Raw genomic sequence first — 17,175 nt, forward strand, 5'->3', positions numbered from 1 at the left:
CGCGGCTTCACGCCTCGGCGCCGCCCGGGGTCCCTGCCGGGCTCCTCACCTGGAGCCCCTACCGGGCTTCTTCACGCCTACCGGGCTTCTTCGCGGCGCGGTGTCACACCGCGCGCCCGGCCGCCCGCGACAGCTGCTCCAGGGTCGCCGCCACCGCCGGAACCTGTGCCAGATCGGGCAGGGTGAGCGCGACGATCTCTCGCCGCACCGCGGGTTCGAGGCGCACCGCGCGCACCCCTCGCGGCCGTACCGACTCCACCGCGAGCTGCGGCAGTACGGCCACGCCCAGACCCGCGCCCACCAGGCCGGCGACCGCCGGATAGTCGTCGGTGGCGAAGTCGATGCGCGGCGCGAACCCGGCGCCCTGGCAGACCTCCACCAGCTGGCCCCGGCAGCGCGGGCAGCCCGCGATCCAGGGCTCCTCGGCCAGCTCCCTGATGGCGACGGTCTCGGCGCGCGCGAGCCGGTGCCGCTCGGGCACCAGGGCCACCAGACGGTCGGTCAGCAGGGGGCGTACGACCAGGTCGTCCCAGTCCTCGGCGACCGCCGCGCCCTCGTAGCGAAAGGCAAGGGCGAGATCGCAGTCGCCCTCGCGCAGCAGCTCGACGGAGCGCGGGGGTTCGGCCTCCTCCAGGGAGACCCGGGTGCCGGGGTGCGCGGCGCGCAGGGCGGCCAGGGCGGTGGGGACCAGGGTGGAGCTTCCGCTGGGGAAGGAGACCAGCCGGACCCGGCCGGCCCGCAGGCCCGCGATGGCGGCGACCTCCTCCTCGGCGGCGGTGAGCCCGGCGAGGATGCCGGAGGCGTGCCTGACCAGGGCCTCGCCCGCCTGGGTCAGCCGCATCTCGCGGCCCGCGCGGATCAGCAGCGGGGTGCCGACGGAGGTCTCCAGGGCCTTCATCTGCTGGCTGACGGCGGGCTGGGTGCAGCCCAGCTCGCGCCCCGCCGCCGAGAAGGAGCCGGTGGCGGCGACGGCGCGCAGGACACGGAGATGACGGGCCTCGATCATCCCTCAAGCATAAGGCCGTCTTGGGGTCGACGTCCGAAATTCGCTCGACGCTTTGAGTAACGATCCCGTACGGTGCGGGCATGAAGCTTCTCTCCGTCAACGTCGGACAGGCCCGCCCGGTGCCGTACACAAGCCATCCGGGCGGCCTGACGGGCATCGACAAGAGGCCGGTCGAGGGGCCTGTCATGGTGTCCGCGCCGGGTCCGAAGGGGACCGCGGGCAGCGGGCTCGCCGGGGACACGGTGTGCGACCTGAAGCATCACGGCGGGGACGACCAGGCGGTGTACGCGTTCGCGCGCGAGGACCTGGACGACTGGGAGCGCGAGCTGGGCCGCACCCTGGCCAACGGCTGCTTCGGGGAGAACATCACGACCGGCGGGCTCGATGTCTCCGGAGCGCTGATCGGCGAGCGCTGGCGGATCGGTCCGGCGGTGGAGCTCCAGGTGACCTCGGGCCGTATCCCGTGCCGTACCTTCCAGGGCCATCTGGGCGAGCCGGGCTGGGTCCGCAGGTTCACCCGGAAGGCGGCGACGGGTGCCTACCTCCGGGTGATCGAGCCCGGCGAGATACGCGCGGGCGACGCCGTCGAGATCCTGCACCGGCCCGGCCACGGAGTGACGGCGGCGATGGAGTTCCGCGCGACCACCACCGAGCGGGAGCTGCTGCCCCGTCTGCTCGCCGCGGGCGACGACCTGCACCCGGAGGCGCTGGCCGCGGCCCGCAAGTACGTCGCGGAGCAGGCCCGCTGAGAACCCGTCACCGCATGGCGGACACGGCGGGTCCGGATCGTCCGCGATCACTAACCTTGGGTCATGACAACGGCTCTGATTACGGGATCGACCGCGGGGATCGGCGCCGCCTTCGCGCGGCGGCTGGCGGCTGACGGGCATGACCTCGTCCTGGTGGCACGGGACGCCAAGCGGCTGCGCGAACAGGCGACCGAGCTGCACGACCGGCACGGCATCGAGGCGGAGGTGCTGCCCGCCGACCTCTCCGAGGACAAGGGCATCGAGACCGCCGCCGACCGGCTCGGGGACCGCAAGAACCCGGTCGACCTGCTGATCAACAACGCCGGTTTCGGCAACAAGGGCCGCTATCTGGAAGTCTCCATGGCGGACGAGCTGACCATGCTCAAGGTGCACTGCGAGGCGGTGCTGCGGCTGACCTCGGCGGCGGCCGAGGCGATGCGCGAGCGCGGCCGGGGCGGGGTGGTCAATGTCGCCTCGGTGGCGGCCTTCGTGCCCCGGGGCACCTACGGCGCGTCCAAAGCGTGGGTCGTGCAGTTCACCCAGGGCGCGGCGCGGGACCTGGCCGGTACGGGGGTGCGGCTGATGGTGCTGTGCCCCGGGTTCGTGCGCACCGAGTTCCATCAGCGGGCCGGAATGGGGACGGACAACATCCCCGGCTGGATGTGGCTGGACGCCGACAAGCTGGTCGCGGCGGCCCTCACCGACCTGGCGCGCGGCAAGTCGCTGTCGATCCCGGACCCCCGTTACAAGGCGCTGATGGGATTGGTGAAGGTCACCCCGCGCGGGCTCCTCGGCGGGGTCACCTCCCGCACCGGGCGCAAGTACGGCCCGCAGTAGGCGGGGCCCGCGGGCGGGTGCCGACGGCGGTCCGGTGGGAAACTGGGGGTGACGACCGGATCAGGGGGGCCGGAGGCGGCGCCATGACCTTCGTACAGCTCATCGAGTGCAGGACGAACCGGCCGGACGAGATGAACCGGCTCATGGACGACTGGGTCGCGCGGGCCAGGGGGCGGCGGACGGCGACGCACACCCTGGTCGGCCGGGACCGCTCGGACGCCGAGCACCTGGTGGAGGTCGTGGAGTTCCCGTCGTACGAGGACGCGATGCGTGGCTCCGGCGGGCCGGAGAGCGACCGGGTCTTCCGGGAGATGGCCGCGCTGTGCGACGAGGCGCCCGTACTCATGGACCTCGACGTGGTGCGGGCCGAGCGGCCGGCCGAGGACACCGTACGACGCTTCTTCACCATCCTCGCGGCCCCCGGCGAACTCCCCCCGCTCAATGACCTGCTGGCCGAGGACGTGCACAGCCACGACCCGGTGAACCCGCAGGACACCATCGGCCTGGACCACGCGCGCGCCGAGTACCGCATGTGGCGCGCCGCCTTCGACTGCGCCTTCACCGTCGAGGACGTCCTCGTCCAGGACGACCGCGCCTGCGCCCGCTGGACCTGGCGGGCCACCCACCGGGGCGACTTCCTCGGCATCCCCGCGACCGGCCGCGATGTCACCATGAGCGGCACGACCCTCTTCCGCCTCGCCCCCGACGGCAAGATCACCGAAATCTGGTGGCAGCACGACCAACTGGGCCTGATGCAACAGCTGGGCGCGCTGGACGAGTTGGAGAACTAGCGGGCGCCCGGGGTTCCCGCCCGGACATAGCGGACTTCAAGGCCGGTGATGACGGCGATCGGCCGGGGCAAGAAGATCGCGGCGCCGAAGTCAGAGCGCTACGAGTTGACCAAGGCGCGTCCGAGGGGCGTGCGGCAGCGCGAAGGCCCGGCGCCCCAGAGGGGTTGCCGGGCCTTCGTCGGAGCGTCGAGGCTCAGTGGGCGTGGCCGTGGCTGTGGCCGTGGCCCGCGGCGCCCTCCGGCTCCTCTTCCTTCTTCTCGACGACCAGGGTCTCGGTCGTGAGCAGCAGGGAGGCGATGGAGGCGGCGTTCTCCAGGGCGGAGCGGGTCACCTTGACCGGGTCGATGACGCCGGCCTTGACCAGGTCACCGTACTCACCGGTGGCGGCGTTGTAGCCCTGACCCTTCTCCAGGTCCTTGACCTTGGAGACGATGACGTAGCCCTCCTGGCCGGCGTTCTCGCCGATCCAGCGCAGCGGCTCGACGACCGCGTTGCGGACCACGGCGACACCGGTGGCCTCGTCGCCGGTCTTGTCGAGGTTGCCCTCAAGGACCTTGGAGGCGTGCACCAGAGCGGAGCCACCACCGGAGACGATGCCCTCCTCGACCGCGGCGCGGGTCGCGGAGATGGCGTCCTCCAGACGGTGCTTCTTCTCCTTCAGCTCCACCTCGGTGGCGGCGCCGACCTTGATCACGCACACGCCGCCGGCCAGCTTCGCGAGGCGCTCCTGGAGCTTCTCGCGGTCCCAGTCGGAGTCGGTGTTCTCGATCTCGGCCTTGATCTGCGCGACGCGGCCGCTCAGGTCCTCCGACTTGCCGGCACCCTCGACGATCGTGGTGTCGTCCTTGGTGACGGTGACGCGGCGGGCGGAGCCGAGCACGTCGATGCCGACCTGGTCGACCTTGAGGCCGACCTCTTCGGAGATGACGGTGGCGCCGGTGAGGACGGCCATGTCCTGGAGCATCGCCTTGCGGCGGTCGCCGAAGCCGGGGGCCTTCACCGCGACGGCGTTGAAGGTGCCGCGGATCTTGTTGACGACCAGGGTCGACAGGGCCTCGCCGTCGACGTCCTCGGCGATGATCAGCAGCGGCTTGGAGCCGGACTGGATGACCTTCTCCAGGAGCGGCAGCAGGTCCGCGATCGCGGAGATCTTGCCCTGGTGGATCAGGATGTACGGGTCGTCGAGGACGGCCTCCATACGCTCCTGGTCCGTCACGAAGTACGGGGACAGGTAGCCCTTGTCGAAGGCCATGCCCTCGGTGAAGTCCAGCTCGAGGCCGAAGGTGTTGGACTCCTCGACGGTGATGACACCGTCCTTGCCGACCTTGTCCATGGCCTCGGCGATCAGCTCGCCGACCTGCTGGTCCTGGGCGGACAGCGCGGCGACGGCGGCGATGTCGGACTTCTCGTCGATCGGCCGGGCCGTGGCGAGCAGGTCCTCGGAGATCGCCTTGACGGCGGCGTCGATGCCCTTCTTCAGGGCGGCCGGGGAGGCACCGGCGGCGACATTGCGCAGGCCCTCGCGGACCAGCGCCTGGGCGAGCACGGTGGCGGTGGTGGTGCCGTCACCCGCGATGTCGTTGGTCTTGGTCGCCACCTCCTTCACCAGCTGCGCGCCGAGGTTCTCGTACGGGTCCTCGATCTCGACCTCACGGGCGATCGTGACACCGTCGTTGGTGATGGTGGGGGCGCCGAACTTCTTGTCGATGACGACGTTGCGACCCCGGGGGCCGATCGTCACCTTCACCGTGTCGGCCAGCTTGTTGACGCCGCGCTCGAGGGCGCGACGGGCGTCCTCGTCGAACTTCAGGATCTTCGCCATGACAGCGGGAGCCCTCTCGAAATCTTGTGGGTAAAAGACGAACTGCGCCCCGGACGCCCGGCTTCGTTATCGGTCGCGGGGGCCAGGGGCGCAGCTCAGAGCAGAGGTTTGCTCGGGGTGAATTACTTCTCGATGATCGCGAGCACGTCGCGAGCCGAGAGGACGAGGAACTCCTCGCCGTTGTACTTCACCTCGGTGCCGCCGTACTTGCTGTACAGGACGACGTCGCCGACCTTGACGTCGAGCGGCAGGCGCTCGCCGTTCTCGAAGCGACCCGGACCGACAGCGAGGACGGCGCCCTCCTGGGGCTTCTCCTTCGCGGTGTCCGGGATGACCAGGCCAGAGGCCGTGGTCTGCTCGGCGTCGAGCGGCTGGACCACGATGCGGTCCTCGAGCGGCTTGATGGCAACCTTGGTGCTGGCGGTCGTCACGATCCGACCTCCCCCTTCGGAGATCTCACGGGGTTAACTGTCTGAGGTGGCGACCAGGTCGATCCGTCGTCGCGGGTGCCGGACCTGCCCGTCGCGTTGTTGGCACTCTCCAGTGGGGAGTGCCAGAGCCGAGACTATGACCGGGATTAGCACTCGGTCAAGCGGAGTGCCAATTCCGTGCGGCGCGTCGGCCGAAAACGCAGGTGCGGGAGCGTTTGCCGGCGGGCGGTGTCGGGCGTGCCGTACCAGGGGCTGCGGCCCCGGACCTCCGCTGTCGGCTTGCGGCCTCCGTCCTCGGACGCCGGACGGGCCGGATGGCTACAGGTAGTCCTCCAGCCGTGCCGCCGTCAGGTTTCGGCTGCGGATGGCGTCCAAGAGGCGGGCGGTGGGGGCGTCCGGGAGGAGGCGGACGATGTCGCCGCGGCGGAGGTGGTGCGGGCCCCGGGGGTAGGTGAGGCCCGTCGGGGTGAGGGTGGCGCGCCACAGGACGACGGCCGTGACGCCGCAGTCGGCGGCCGCGCGCAGGGTCGTCGGGTCGTACGCGCCCCGGGGCGGGCGCAGGAGGTGGGTGCGGCGGGCGCAGAGCGCGGCGCGCTGGGTGGCGTACGGCGTGCCCGCCAGGGGGCGGGGCCCGGGGGTGAACCGGCTCACCGGCAGGCGGAGTTCACCGGGCGCGGCGGGGCGGTCGGTGGCGTCGTAGGTGAGGAAGACGACCCGGTCGCGGGTGGGGACGTGGTCCACGACCGGGGGCAGGGGCAGGCGGGACGGCGGCGCGGCGAGCGGCCGGACGTGCGGTCGCACCCCCTCCGCCGCCTTCCTGCCGAGCCGTTCGATGGGTACGACGGGCTGGGCGCACCCGGCGAGGAACAGGACCGCGGCGAGCACCCCGGCCGGGACGGACAGCAGAACCGCACCTCGCGAACGCCACCGCGCCGAAGGCTCACCGGCCGAGCGCCGCACCGGCACCCTCCCGGCCGCCCACCCCACCGGCGGGCGGCCGGGCCGGGCGGCGGCGGACGCCGTGCCGGGCCCGGCAGCCGGCCCGCGTACTCGGTGCGGCCCGCCTCCCGTCGTCCCACCGGCCGGGCCTCTCTCCCTCGCCCCACCGGCGGCGCCACCGTGCCCCGTCGGCGACGCCCCGGCCGGCCACCCGACCCGCCGTCCACCGGCCGCACGGCTCACCGTCGGCCCACCGGCCGTCGACGCCCCGCCGCACACCTCACCGCGCCCCCCATGACCGGCGCCGCCGACTCACAGGTAGTCCTCCAGCCGCGCCACCGCGTACCCCTCGCGCGTCACCTTGTTCAGGAAGCGGCGCATGTCGTCGACCATCGTGCCGTCCCAGTCGCTGCGGCCCCGGAAGTGGGTGAGGACGATGTCGCCCCGGCGCAGCTGCTGGTCGTCCTCGCGGAACTCCCAGTGGTCGACGTACACCTCCTCGTTCCAGATCGGGGCGTACTTGATGCCGCAGGACTTGGCGGCGACCAGGGTGTCCTGGTTGTAGTTGCCGTAGGGCGGGCGCAGGACGGTCGGGCGTCTGCCGAACTGCTTCTGCATGATGTCCTGCATGTCGCAGATCTCGTGCTTCTGCTCCTCGTAGGACAGCCCCGGCAGATAGGGGTGGGTCAGGGTGTGGTTGTTGAGGGTGTTGCCGTAGGACTGCGCCTTGCGGAAGTAGCCGTAGTCGTCCTTGACCAGGTAGTTGCTGAGGAAGGCGGTGTACGGGATCTTCAGGTCCCGCATCATCTGGAGGAACCGGGGGTCCTTCTCCGAGCCGTCGTCGATGGTGAGGAAGACGACCTTGTTCTTGGTCGGGACCGTGGTGAAGACCGGCGGCAGGCCCCAGTCCTCCTGGTGGTCCACCTCGAAGCCGGCGCGCGCGGTGATGCGGGGCTTCACCTTGGGCGGCGCCGGGGGTGCGATCGGGACCTCGTCCAGGCCCCAGCGTTTCGCGGCGGCGACCATGCGGGTGTGTTCCGCGGCCCGGGCGGCGCGCGGGTCGGGGGCGGCGTGACCGGCCGCGCCCTGCCCCGCCGCCGGGCGGGCGGTGCCCGGGCCGGAGCCGGAACCGGAGCAGCCGGTGACGAGGGCGGTCGAGGCGAGGACGGCGGCGGCACAGCCGAGGGCGACCCGTGCCCGACTTTTGTCATTTTGTACTACTAGTCGCATGGTCCTGGATCTTCGCAGGCACCACCCCCGCTCCCCGGACGACAACGCCGCCCTGACGCGCACCATCCACCGACTGGCCCACAATGACCCCGTGAACGACCTCGCTCCTCTCCTCACCCCCGAAGGCCGGGCCCTCCTCGAAGAGGTCCGCGGCACCGCCCCGGCCGATGAACTGGCCGTCGCCACCCGGCTGCGCCGCGACCACCCCGCCGACCTGGTGTCGGCCGCGCTCGGCCAGGCCCGGCTGCGGCAGCGCGCGGCGGCCAAGTTCGCGGCGGCGGACGCGGAGCGGATGTTCTTCACGCCGAACGGGGTCGAGCAGTCGACGCGGGCGAGCGTGGCGGCGTACCGGGCGCGGCGGCTGACCGATCTCGGGGTGACCTCGGTGGCGGACCTGTGCTGCGGGATCGGCGGTGACGCCATCGCGCTGGCGCGGGCCGGGATCCGGGTGCTCGCGGTGGACCGGGACCCGCTGACCGCGGCCGTGGCGCGGGCGAACGCCGAGGCGCTGGGGCTCACCGAACTGATGGAGGTGCGGGAGGCCGATGTCACGGAGGTGGACACCGCCGGGTACGACGCCGTGTTCGTGGATCCGGCGCGCAGGGGTGGGCACACAGGAGGAGGCGCGCGAAGCGCGTCGATGAGGGGCGGTGGCCGGGCGACGGGTGGGCGGATCTTCGACCCCGAGGCGTACTCGCCGCCGCTGTCCTGGGCCGTGGCCACCGCCCGCCGGGCACCGCACGCCGCGCTGAAGATCGCGCCCGGCATCCCGCACGAGACGGTGCCGCCGGAGGCCGAGGCGGAGTGGATCTCGGACGGCGGCGATGTGAAGGAGGCGGTGCTCTGGTTCGGGACCGGGGCGCCGGGCGCGGTGCGCGCCACCCTGCTGCCCGGCCCGCGCACCCTGCTCGGACGGGGCCTGCCGGATCCCGAAGTACGGCCGGTGGGGCGGTACTTGTACGAGCCGGACGGCGCCGTGATCCGCGCGCATCTGGTCGCCGAGGTGGCCGAGGAGGTCACAGGCGGGCTGATCGACGCGACCATCGCGTACCTCACCGCCGACGAGCTGCACCCGACCCCGTACGCCACCCCCTACGAGATCACCGACCAACTCCCCTTCAACCTGAAGAAGTTGAAAGCACTGCTGCGCGAGCGCGAGGTCGGGACGCTGACCGTGAAGAAGCGCGGGTCGGCGGTCGAGCCGGAGGAACTGCGGCGCAAGGTCAAGCCGCAGGGTCCGAACGCGGCGACCGTGTTCCTCACCCGGGTCGCGGGGGCGCCGACGATGCTGGTCGGCGGGCCCGCACGGCCGCCCGAGGGCCCCTGACCCGCTGCCGGCGCATCCGGCGCTCCGCGCGCCCGGCGGTCAGCGCCCTTGCGGTCAGCGCAGGGTCGCCCACAGGTTCTCGGCGTCCGGCTCCTTCGCGATCACCCGGTTGGGGTCCGAGGGCGCCGTGACGACCGGCATCATCACGGTCTTCACCTGGTCCGCGCTCAGCCCCTTCAGGCTCTTGCCCAGCTCGGTCAGCTCGCTCAGGGAGTCGAGGCCGGTGTCGGTGGTGAGGCTCTTGGTGACCGCGTCGGCGACCGTGTACAGCTCGGCCGGGTCGGTGAGCAGGTTCGTGCCGGATATCCGCTCCAACAGAGCCTTCACCAGCAGCTGTTGCAGACCTATGCGGCCGAGGTCACTGCCGTCGCCGATGCCGTGCCGGGTGCGGGCGAGGGCCAGCGCCTGCTTGCCGTCGAGGTGATGGGTCCCGGCCGCCAGGTGGAGATGGCTCTTGTCGTCGTCGATGTTCTGGGTCGTGGTGACGTCGACCCCGCCGAGCGCGTCGACCAGCTTGGCGAATCCGGAGAAGTCGATCTCGACGAAGTGGTCCATACGCACCCCGGTGATCGACTCGACCGTCTTGACCGCGCACACCGGACCGCCCACCGAGAAGGCGCTGTTGAACATCGAGCCGTACGCGACCGCCGTCGAACCCCCGTCGGGCAGCGGGCAGGAGGGGCGGGTGACGAGGGTGTCGCGCGGGATGCTGACCACGGTGGCGCGGGTGCGGCCCGCGTCGAGGTGCACCACCATCGCGGTGTCCGAGCGGGCGCCCGAACTGTCCCCGCCGCCCAGCTCCTTGTCGGCCTTGCCGCTGCGCGAGTCCGAGCCCAGCACCAGGATGTTGAGCGAGCCGGCCGGCAGCGGGGCGGCCGCGGCCGTGGGGGCGCTCGGGGAGGGCGCGATCATCGCGTGCGCGGGGCGGTCGTCGCCCAGCGCGCTGTCGATGTCGACGCCCTTGATGTTGTGGTCCAGATGCCAGTAGGCGTAGCCGGCCGTGGCCACCCCCAGCACCAGGGCCGCCGCCAGGGTGAGTCCGGCGATCCGCAGCACTCTCGAACGCCGGCCGTGCTCCTCGTGTCGCGTCACGACAGGAACGTAAGTCCGAATTATTAGGGGACTGTTAGCGGAAGCCTCCCGAAGAGGTTTTCTTCCGAAATTCTCATCGGCGGGGGGCAGTTGGCACGTCCTCGAAAGTTTCGATCACGCGGACGGCCGCCGCACCTCCGCCGTGCTGGAACGCACCACCAGACTGGTCGCCAACTCCATCCGGGTGGCCGCCCGTTCCTCGTGCGCGCTGCCCAGTTCGAGCACCAGGCGGGCCGCGGCCTCGGCCATCTCGGTCAGCGGCTGCCGTACGGTCGTCAGCGGCGGACCCACCCAGCGGGCCACCGGCAGATCGTCGAAGCCGACCACGCTGAGGTCCTCCGGGATGCGCAGCCCCAGCTCGCGCGCGGCCTCGTACAGGCCCACGGCCTGGAGGTCGTTGCCCGCGAAGACCGCGGTCGGCCGGTCGGGGCGGCGCAGCAGCTCCATGCCCAGGCGGTAGCCGGCGTCGTGGTGGAAGTCCCCGGCCACGATCAGCGAGGGGTCGACAGGCAGCCCGGCCGTCTCCAGGGCGGCGCGGTAGCCGTCGATGCGGGCGCGGCTGCACATCATCCGGGACGGGCCGCTGATCGCGCCGATCCGGGTGTGGCCCAGCTCCACCAGATGCCGGGTGGCCGCGAGCCCGCCCTGCCAGTTGGTGGCACCGATGGAGGGCACGTCCGGGCCCGGGTCGCCGGCCGGGTCGACCACCACGAACGGGATGGACCTGCTGGTCAGCAGCGCCTGCTGGGCGCCGTCCAGCTCGGACAGGACGAGCACCACACCGTGCGGGCGGCGGGCGGCGACCTGGTCGGCCCAGGAGCGGCCGGGGGTGAGCCGCCCGGCGGACTCGGACAGCACCACGCTGAGCCCCGCCGACTGCGCCACGTTCTCCACGCCCCGGATGACCTCCATCGCCCAGGCGCTCTCCAGCTCGTGGAAGACCAGGTCGATCAGTGGTGAGCGGGAGGCCTCGGCGCGCCTGCGCCGGTAGCCGTGGGCGCGAAGCAGCTCCTCGACGCGGGTGCGTGTCGAGGGCGCGACATCGGCTCTGCCGTTGAGGACCTTCGAAACAGTCGGAGCGGACACCCCGGCCTCGCGGGCGATCTCCGCGAGCGTCGCGGTCTGCGTTTCCACGGACTTCCCAGGCTTCATGCCCGCGATCGTAATCCCTGCGCGACCCCTTGACGAAGCCCTTGTTCCGCCATACGTTCCCGGAACATTCGGAACCCCACTCGAAACATTGCGAGGGCCAGGGTCATGGAGTCCACCACGTCCAACGGCGGGCGCGCGTTCAGCAGGCGCTGGGTGCTCGGCGCCGGTGCCACCACACTTGTCGCCGCCGGCACCGCCGGACTCACGGCCTGCGGCTCCTCCGGGGGATCGGGCGGCGGGGGCGCCCTCACCGCGTTCGTGTACGGCGACGACGCGGCCAAGATCCAGGTCGCGGCGATCGACCGGTTCAACTCCTCGGCCGCCGCGAAGAAGGCCAAGGGCAAGATCAAGCTGGAGAAGGTGCCCGGCTCCGAGTACCCGGCGAAGCTGCGCACCGCGATGGGCTCCCCCAACGCGCCCGACATCTTCTTCAACTGGGGCGGCGGCTCGATCAAGGCCTACCGCGACGCCAAGCAGCTGGTGGACCTCACCGACACCATCACCTCCGACCCGGTCCTCAAGAGCGGCTTCCTGCCCTCGGTGATCACGGCCGGCGGCATCGGCGGGCACAACTACGGCATACCCATGCGCGGCATGCAGCCCGTGATCCTCTTCTACAACAAGTCCCTCTTCGCCGAGCGAAAGCTCCAGCCGCCCACCACCTGGGACCAGTTGCTGGACATCAACACCAAGCTGAAGAAGGCCGGGATCACCCCGTTCGCGCTCGGCGGCTCGGACATCTGGCCCGAGCTGATGTGGCTGGAGTACCTGGTCGACCGGATCGGCGGGCCCCAGGTCTTCGACCGGATCAAGAACGGCGACGCCTCCGGCTGGGGCGACCCGGCCGTCCTCAAGGCCGCCCAGACGGTCAAGCAGCTCATCGACGACGGCGCCTTCGGCAAGGGCTTCAACTCGGTCGCCTACACCAACGGCGGCGCCCCGGCCGTGTTCGCCAAGGGCAAGGCCGCGATGCATCTGATGGGCTCGTGGGAGTACTCCACCCAGCTCGGCAAGTTCCCGGACTTCGCCCGCAAGAGCCTCGGCTGGACCGCGTTCCCGACCATCGAGGGCGGCGCGGGCGACATCCGCAATGTCGTCGGCAACCCCACCAACTACTGGTCGATCAACGCCCGTACGTCCAACAAGGACGCGGCGCTCGCCTTCCTGCGCGACTGCGCCTCCGAGACGTACGCCAAGGCGCTGATCGCCAACGGCGACATCCCGACCACCACCAACGCCGAGAGCCTGCTCGACGCCTCGCCGAACCCGGAGTTCGCCAAGTTCCAGTACAAGATGGTGCAGAACGCCCCGGCGTTCACGCTGAGCTGGGACCAGGCCGTCGACCCGAACGTGTCGACGCCGATGCTCACCGAGGTCAACAAGCTGTTCGTCGGCAAGTCCACGCCGAGCCAGTTCGTCTCGGCGCTCCAGGGGCTGAAGTGACCATCGGTACGACCAAGGGCGGCTCGCGTACCGGCACGGGCCGCCCCCGCCGGGGCACCGGGGCGAACGCGGGCCGCCCGCACGCCGCCCTGGCGCTGCCCGGCGTCCTGTTCTTCCTGTTCTTCGCCGCCGTCCCGATGGTGCTGGCCTTCTGTCTGTCCTTCACCGAGTGGAACGGCCTCGGCAACCCGCGGCCCGCCGGGCTCGCCAACTGGCGCAAGCTGTTCGACGACGACCGGCTCACCCAGTCCCTCACGGTCACCGTGCTGCTCACGGTGGTCAGCTGGGCCTTCCAGACGGTCGTCTCGATGCTGCTCGGTGTCTGGGCGGCGGGCCGCCAGCGCAACCGCGCGATCCTCTCGGCGATCTTCTTCGTGCCGTTCCTGCTGTCCTCGACGGCGATCTCGCTGCTGTTCTACGCCCTGCTCGACCCCAACTTCGGGATCATCCACGGCGACACCCTCGGCTCCACCAATGGCGCCTTCCTGGCGATCGTGTTCGTCGGCGGCTGGCAGTTCATCCCCTTCCACACCCTGATCTACCAGGGCGGGGCCCGGCAGATCCCCGAGGTCCTCTACCAGGCGGCGGCCATCGACGGCGCGGGCCGCTACCGCCGGTTCTTCTCCATCACGCTGCCCCAGTTGCGCAACACGGCGACCACCTCGGGCGTGCTGATGGTCGTCGGCTCGCTCACCTACTTCGAGACCGTCCTGATCCTCACCCAGGGCGGCCCCGGCACCGACACGGCGATCCTGCCGTACCTGATGTACGAGGCCGGCTTCAAGAGCTACGACTTCGGCTACGCCAGCGCCATCGCCTCCTTCCTGGTGGTGGCCGCGACCGCGCTGTCGCTGCTGCTGGTGCGGCTGTCCGGCTTCGGCACGATGCGCAGTACCCGGGAAGGAATGTGACGAAGTGTCACACGACACACTGCCCCACCCCGTGAAGACCGGCGCCGCGCCCGCGGCCCGGCAGGACGGGCGCCGCCGCCGGCACTGGACCCGGCGGCCCGATCCGCTGGCCGGCCTCGGCTCGGTCGTCTGGCTGGTCGTCGTCATCGTGCCCGTCTACGCGATGATCACGGCCTCGCTCACCCCGCGGGACGAGGCCCTGGGCAACAACGCCCTGAAGCCGCCCGCCCATCCGACGCTGGCCAACTACAGCACCGTGCTGCACAGCGGGTTCTTCCACTACCTGTGGAACACCGTGCTGGCGGCGGTGGCCGTCGTGGCGATCGTGCTGGTGCTGTGCGTGCCGCTCGCCTATGTGGCCGTGCGCACCCGGGGCTTCTGGTCCGGGGCCGCCTTCCGGCTGTTCCTGCTCGGCGTGGCGATCCCGGCGCAGGCCGTCGTCGTACCGCTGTATCTGATGATCGCCAAGCTGAACCTCTACGACAGCCTGCTCGCGATCATCCTGCCGACGGCCGCGTTCGCCATGCCGGTGGCCATCCTGGTGCTCACCGGCTCCCTCCGGGACATCTCCGAGGAGGTGTACGAGGCGATGGCCCTGGACGGCGCCTCGCCGCTGCGGATGCTGTTCCAGCTGGTCATCCCGATGTCCAAGGGCGGTATCAGCACCGTCGGGATCTACTCGGCGCTCCAGGCGTGGAACGGCTTCCTCTTCCCGCTGATCTTCACCCAGTCCGAGGGGCCGCGTGTGCTGACCCTCGGGCTCTTCAACTACGTGAGCCAGTTCGGTGTGGACATCCCCGCCCTGCTCGCCTCGGTCGTCCTCTCCGGCATCCCGATCTTCGCCGTGTATCTGGTGGCCCGTCGCGCCCTGGTGGGCGGCCTGATGGGTGTGGGCGGCAAGTGACCGCCGCCCGCGCCCCCTTCTCGACAGGAGTTTCATGAGCACCGCCCCCGGCACCGCGTCCGGCACCGCCCCCTGGCGCGACCCCGCCCTGCCCGCCGCCGTCCGCGTCGACGACCTCCTGGCCCGGATGACCCTGGAGGAGAAGACCGCCCAGCTGTACGGCGTCTGGGTGGGCGCGGCCACGGACGGCGACGGGGTCGCCCCGCTCCAGCGCGAGATGACCGCGGACCACGACTGGGACGAGCTGATCACCCTCGGCCTCGGCCAGCTGACCCGCTCCTTCGGCACCGCCCCCGTGGACCCGGCGCTGGGCGCGCAGGCACTGGCCCGCGCCCAGCGCCGGATCGCCGAGGCCGGCCGCTTCGGCATCCCGGCCGTGGCCCACGAGGAGTGCCTGGCGGGCTTCACCGCCTGGCAGGCGACCGCGTACCCGGTGCCGCTGGCCTGGGGCGCGACCTTCGACCCGGCTCTCGTCGAGGAGCTGGGCGGGCGCATCGGCCGGGATCTGCGCGCGGCCGGCGTCCACCAGGGCCTCGCACCCGTCCTGGACGTGGTGCGGGATCTGCGCTGGGGCCGGGTGGAGGAGACCATCGGCGAGGACCCGTACCTGGTCGGCACCATCGGCACGGCGTACGTCCGGGGTCTGGAGTCGGCCGGGGTCGTCGCCACGCTCAAGCACTTCGCCGGGTACGCGTCCTCAGCAGGCGCCCGCAATCTGGCGCCGGTGCGCGCGGGCGGGCGGGAGCTGGCGGAGGTGACGCTGCCGCCGTTCGAGATGGCGCTGCGCGAGGGCGGCGCCCGCTCGGTGATGGCGGCCTACACCGAGACGGACGGCGTCCCGGCCTCGGCCGACCCCCGGCTGCTGACCGGACTGCTGCGCGAGGACTGGGGGTTCACCGGCACGGTCGTCGCCGACTACTTCGGCATCGGCTTCCTCCAGTCGCTGCACCGGGTGGCCGCGGACCCCGCCGAGGCCGCGCGGATCGCGCTGGAGGCGGGCATCGATGTCGAGCTGCCCACGCTGAGCTGCTACGGCACACCGCTGGTGGACGCCGTACGCGACGGGCGGATCCCCGAGGCGCTGGTGGACCGGGCCGCGCGCCGGGTGCTGCTCCAGAAGTGCGAGCTGGGCCTGCTGGATCCCGACTGGACGCCGGAGACCGGCGAGAGGGTCGACCTGGACTCGGCCGGCAACCGGGCGCTGGCCCGGCGCCTCGCCGAGGAGTCGGTGGTACTGCTGGACAACCCGGGCGGGGCGCTGCCGCTGGTCCCGGACGCGCGGATCGCGGTCGTCGGGCCGCGCGCCGCGGACGCGCTGGCGATGCTGGGCTGCTACTCCTTCCCGTCCCATGTGCTCACCCACCACCCCGAGGTGCCGCTGGGCATCGACATCCCGACCGTCCTCGACGCCCTGCGGGCCGAACTCCCGGACGCCAAGGTCGCGTTCGCGGAGGGCTGCGGGGTCTCCGATCCGGACACCTCCGGTTTCGCCGAGGCGGTGGCGCGGGCGTCCGAGTCCGAGGTGTGCGTGGCCGTCCTCGGCGACCGGGCCGGGCTGTTCGGGCGCGGCACCTCGGGCGAGGGCTGCGACGCGGAGGACCTGCGACTGCCGGGCGCGCAGGCCGAGTTGCTGGACGCGCTGGTCGCGACCGGCGTCCCGGTGGTGCTCGTGCTGCTGACCGGCCGCCCCTACGCGCTGGGCCGCTGGCAGGGCCGGCTCGCCGCGGTCGTCCAGGCGTTCTTCCCGGGCGAGGAGGGCGGACCGGCGCTCGCCGGGGTGCTGTCCGGCCGGGTGAACCCCTCCGGGCGGCTCCCGGTGAGCGTGCCGCACCGGCCCGGCGGCCAGCCCTGGACCTACCTCCAGCCCCCGCTCGGCCTGGCCGGCGAGGTCAGCAACCTGGACCCGACCCCGCTGTATCCGTTCGGGCACGGCGGCTCGTACACCGCGTTCGCCTGGGAGGACTTCACCGGGCCCGAGGCGGAGATCCCGACGGACGGCGGGTACGACCTCTCGCTCACCGTCCGCAACACGGGTGAGCGCGCGGGCGCGGAGGTCGTCCAGCTGTATCTGCACGATCCGGTGGCCTCGGTGACCCGCCCGGACATCCGTCTGATCGGCTACCGGCGGGTGGAACTCTCCCCCGGCGAGGCCCGCCGCCTCACCTTCCGCTTCCACACCGACCTCTCCTCCTTCCCGGGCCGCACGGGCACCCGGATCGTGGAGCCGGGCGAGCTGGAGCTGCGCCTGGCCGCGTCCGGCACGGACGTACGGCACCGGGCGCGGCTGCGGCTGACCGGGCCTGTGCGTCCGGTGGGCGCGGGGCGGCGGCTGCGGTGCGAGGTGGCGGAGACGGAGGTCTGACCGAACGGGGCCCGACGCAAACACCCCGCCTCCGGAGTACCGGAGGCGGGGTGTGAGTGGAGCGCCGGGCAGGCCTTGCACCTGCATCTCCCCGCAGGAAGCGGGACGTCTTTCCTTGGACCACCAACGCACTGCGTTCGTACCGGCTTTCCGGCCGTTCGCTGTGTGATGATCATAGA

At 71.9% G+C, this 17,175-nt stretch carries 15 protein-coding genes; 8 read left to right on the forward strand and 7 right to left on the reverse strand.

The window, feature by feature from the left end; all coding sequences use genetic code 11:
- Positions 1 to 103: 103 nt before the first annotated feature.
- The gene (locus tag HEP81_RS15855) at positions 104 to 1,006 is read right to left on the reverse strand and encodes a LysR family transcriptional regulator (protein ID WP_037657635.1); all 903 of its coding nucleotides are present in this window, start codon (positions 1,004 to 1,006) and stop codon (positions 104 to 106) included.
- A gap of 80 nt (positions 1,007 to 1,086) precedes the next feature.
- Between HEP81_RS15855 and HEP81_RS15860 the strand changes: the two genes are divergently transcribed.
- From HEP81_RS15860 to HEP81_RS15870, 3 genes are all read left to right on the forward strand, one after another.
- Positions 1,087 to 1,755 carry an MOSC domain-containing protein gene (locus HEP81_RS15860; RefSeq protein WP_037657633.1) on the forward strand — a complete coding sequence of 223 codons (669 nt, stop codon included), beginning with the start codon at positions 1,087 to 1,089 and terminating at the stop codon, positions 1,753 to 1,755.
- Positions 1,756 to 1,818: 63 nt separating this feature from the next.
- On the forward strand, positions 1,819 to 2,592 hold the full coding sequence (locus tag HEP81_RS15865) for an SDR family NAD(P)-dependent oxidoreductase (RefSeq protein ID WP_037657632.1): 774 nt from the start codon (positions 1,819 to 1,821) through the stop codon (positions 2,590 to 2,592).
- 83 nt (positions 2,593 to 2,675) lie between these two features.
- Positions 2,676 to 3,383: an ester cyclase gene (locus HEP81_RS15870; RefSeq protein WP_037657631.1), complete on the forward strand. Its 708-nt coding sequence runs from the start codon at positions 2,676 to 2,678 to the stop codon at positions 3,381 to 3,383.
- Between the two features lie 193 nt (positions 3,384 to 3,576).
- On the opposite strand, the gene groL is transcribed toward HEP81_RS15870, so the two are convergent.
- From groL to HEP81_RS15890, 4 genes are all read right to left on the reverse strand, one after another.
- Entirely contained in the window at positions 3,577 to 5,205 is a 1,629-nt protein-coding gene (groL, locus tag HEP81_RS15875; RefSeq protein WP_037657628.1) for a chaperonin GroEL, read from the reverse strand.
- Between the two features lie 122 nt (positions 5,206 to 5,327).
- The gene (groES, locus tag HEP81_RS15880) at positions 5,328 to 5,636 is read right to left on the reverse strand and encodes a co-chaperone GroES (RefSeq protein WP_037657627.1); all 309 of its coding nucleotides are present in this window, start codon (positions 5,634 to 5,636) and stop codon (positions 5,328 to 5,330) included.
- Positions 5,637 to 5,954: 318 nt separating this feature from the next.
- Positions 5,955 to 6,596 (reverse strand): polysaccharide deacetylase family protein, encoded by a 642-nt coding sequence (locus HEP81_RS15885; protein WP_051850278.1) that lies wholly within the window; start codon positions 6,594 to 6,596, stop codon positions 5,955 to 5,957.
- Between the two features lie 291 nt (positions 6,597 to 6,887).
- Positions 6,888 to 7,805, reverse strand: coding sequence for a polysaccharide deacetylase family protein (locus tag HEP81_RS15890; RefSeq protein WP_037657625.1), 918 nt, complete (start codon positions 7,803 to 7,805; stop codon positions 6,888 to 6,890).
- Between the two features lie 91 nt (positions 7,806 to 7,896).
- On the opposite strand from HEP81_RS15890, the gene HEP81_RS15895 reads away from it, so the two are divergent.
- Positions 7,897 to 9,132 carry a THUMP-like domain-containing protein gene (locus HEP81_RS15895; protein ID WP_037657680.1) on the forward strand — a complete coding sequence of 412 codons (1,236 nt, stop codon included), beginning with the start codon at positions 7,897 to 7,899 and terminating at the stop codon, positions 9,130 to 9,132.
- A 54-nt stretch (positions 9,133 to 9,186) separates the two neighbouring features.
- Here HEP81_RS15895 and HEP81_RS15900 read toward each other — a convergent pair whose 3' ends face one another.
- Both HEP81_RS15900 and HEP81_RS15905 read right to left on the reverse strand, forming a co-directional pair.
- Positions 9,187 to 10,224, reverse strand: a complete 1,038-nt coding sequence (locus tag HEP81_RS15900; protein WP_479681815.1) for an LCP family protein — start codon at positions 10,222 to 10,224, stop codon at positions 9,187 to 9,189.
- Between the two features lie 114 nt (positions 10,225 to 10,338).
- Complete coding sequence (locus tag HEP81_RS15905; RefSeq protein WP_037657623.1) at positions 10,339 to 11,376, reverse strand: LacI family DNA-binding transcriptional regulator; 1,038 nt, start codon at positions 11,374 to 11,376, stop codon at positions 10,339 to 10,341.
- Between the two features lie 105 nt (positions 11,377 to 11,481).
- Here HEP81_RS15905 and HEP81_RS15910 point away from each other — a divergent pair, with 105 nt between their 5' ends.
- From HEP81_RS15910 to HEP81_RS15925, 4 genes are all read left to right on the forward strand, one after another.
- Entirely contained in the window at positions 11,482 to 12,819 is a 1,338-nt protein-coding gene (locus tag HEP81_RS15910; protein WP_037657621.1) for an ABC transporter substrate-binding protein, read from the forward strand.
- Between the two features lie 95 nt (positions 12,820 to 12,914).
- On the forward strand, positions 12,915 to 13,730 hold the full coding sequence (locus HEP81_RS15915) for a carbohydrate ABC transporter permease (RefSeq protein WP_106979959.1): 816 nt from the start codon (positions 12,915 to 12,917) through the stop codon (positions 13,728 to 13,730).
- Between the two features lie 4 nt (positions 13,731 to 13,734).
- On the forward strand, positions 13,735 to 14,634 hold the full coding sequence (locus tag HEP81_RS15920) for a carbohydrate ABC transporter permease (protein ID WP_037657617.1): 900 nt from the start codon (positions 13,735 to 13,737) through the stop codon (positions 14,632 to 14,634).
- Between the two features lie 34 nt (positions 14,635 to 14,668).
- The gene (locus HEP81_RS15925) at positions 14,669 to 16,996 is read left to right on the forward strand and encodes a beta-xylosidase/alpha-l-arabinosidase (RefSeq protein WP_037657616.1); all 2,328 of its coding nucleotides are present in this window, start codon (positions 14,669 to 14,671) and stop codon (positions 16,994 to 16,996) included.
- Positions 16,997 to 17,175: the final 179 nt, after the last annotated feature.

Source organism: Streptomyces griseofuscus (genome assembly GCF_014673495.1).
In the GTDB taxonomy this organism is placed as follows: domain Bacteria; phylum Actinomycetota; class Actinomycetes; order Streptomycetales; family Streptomycetaceae; genus Streptomyces; species Streptomyces murinus.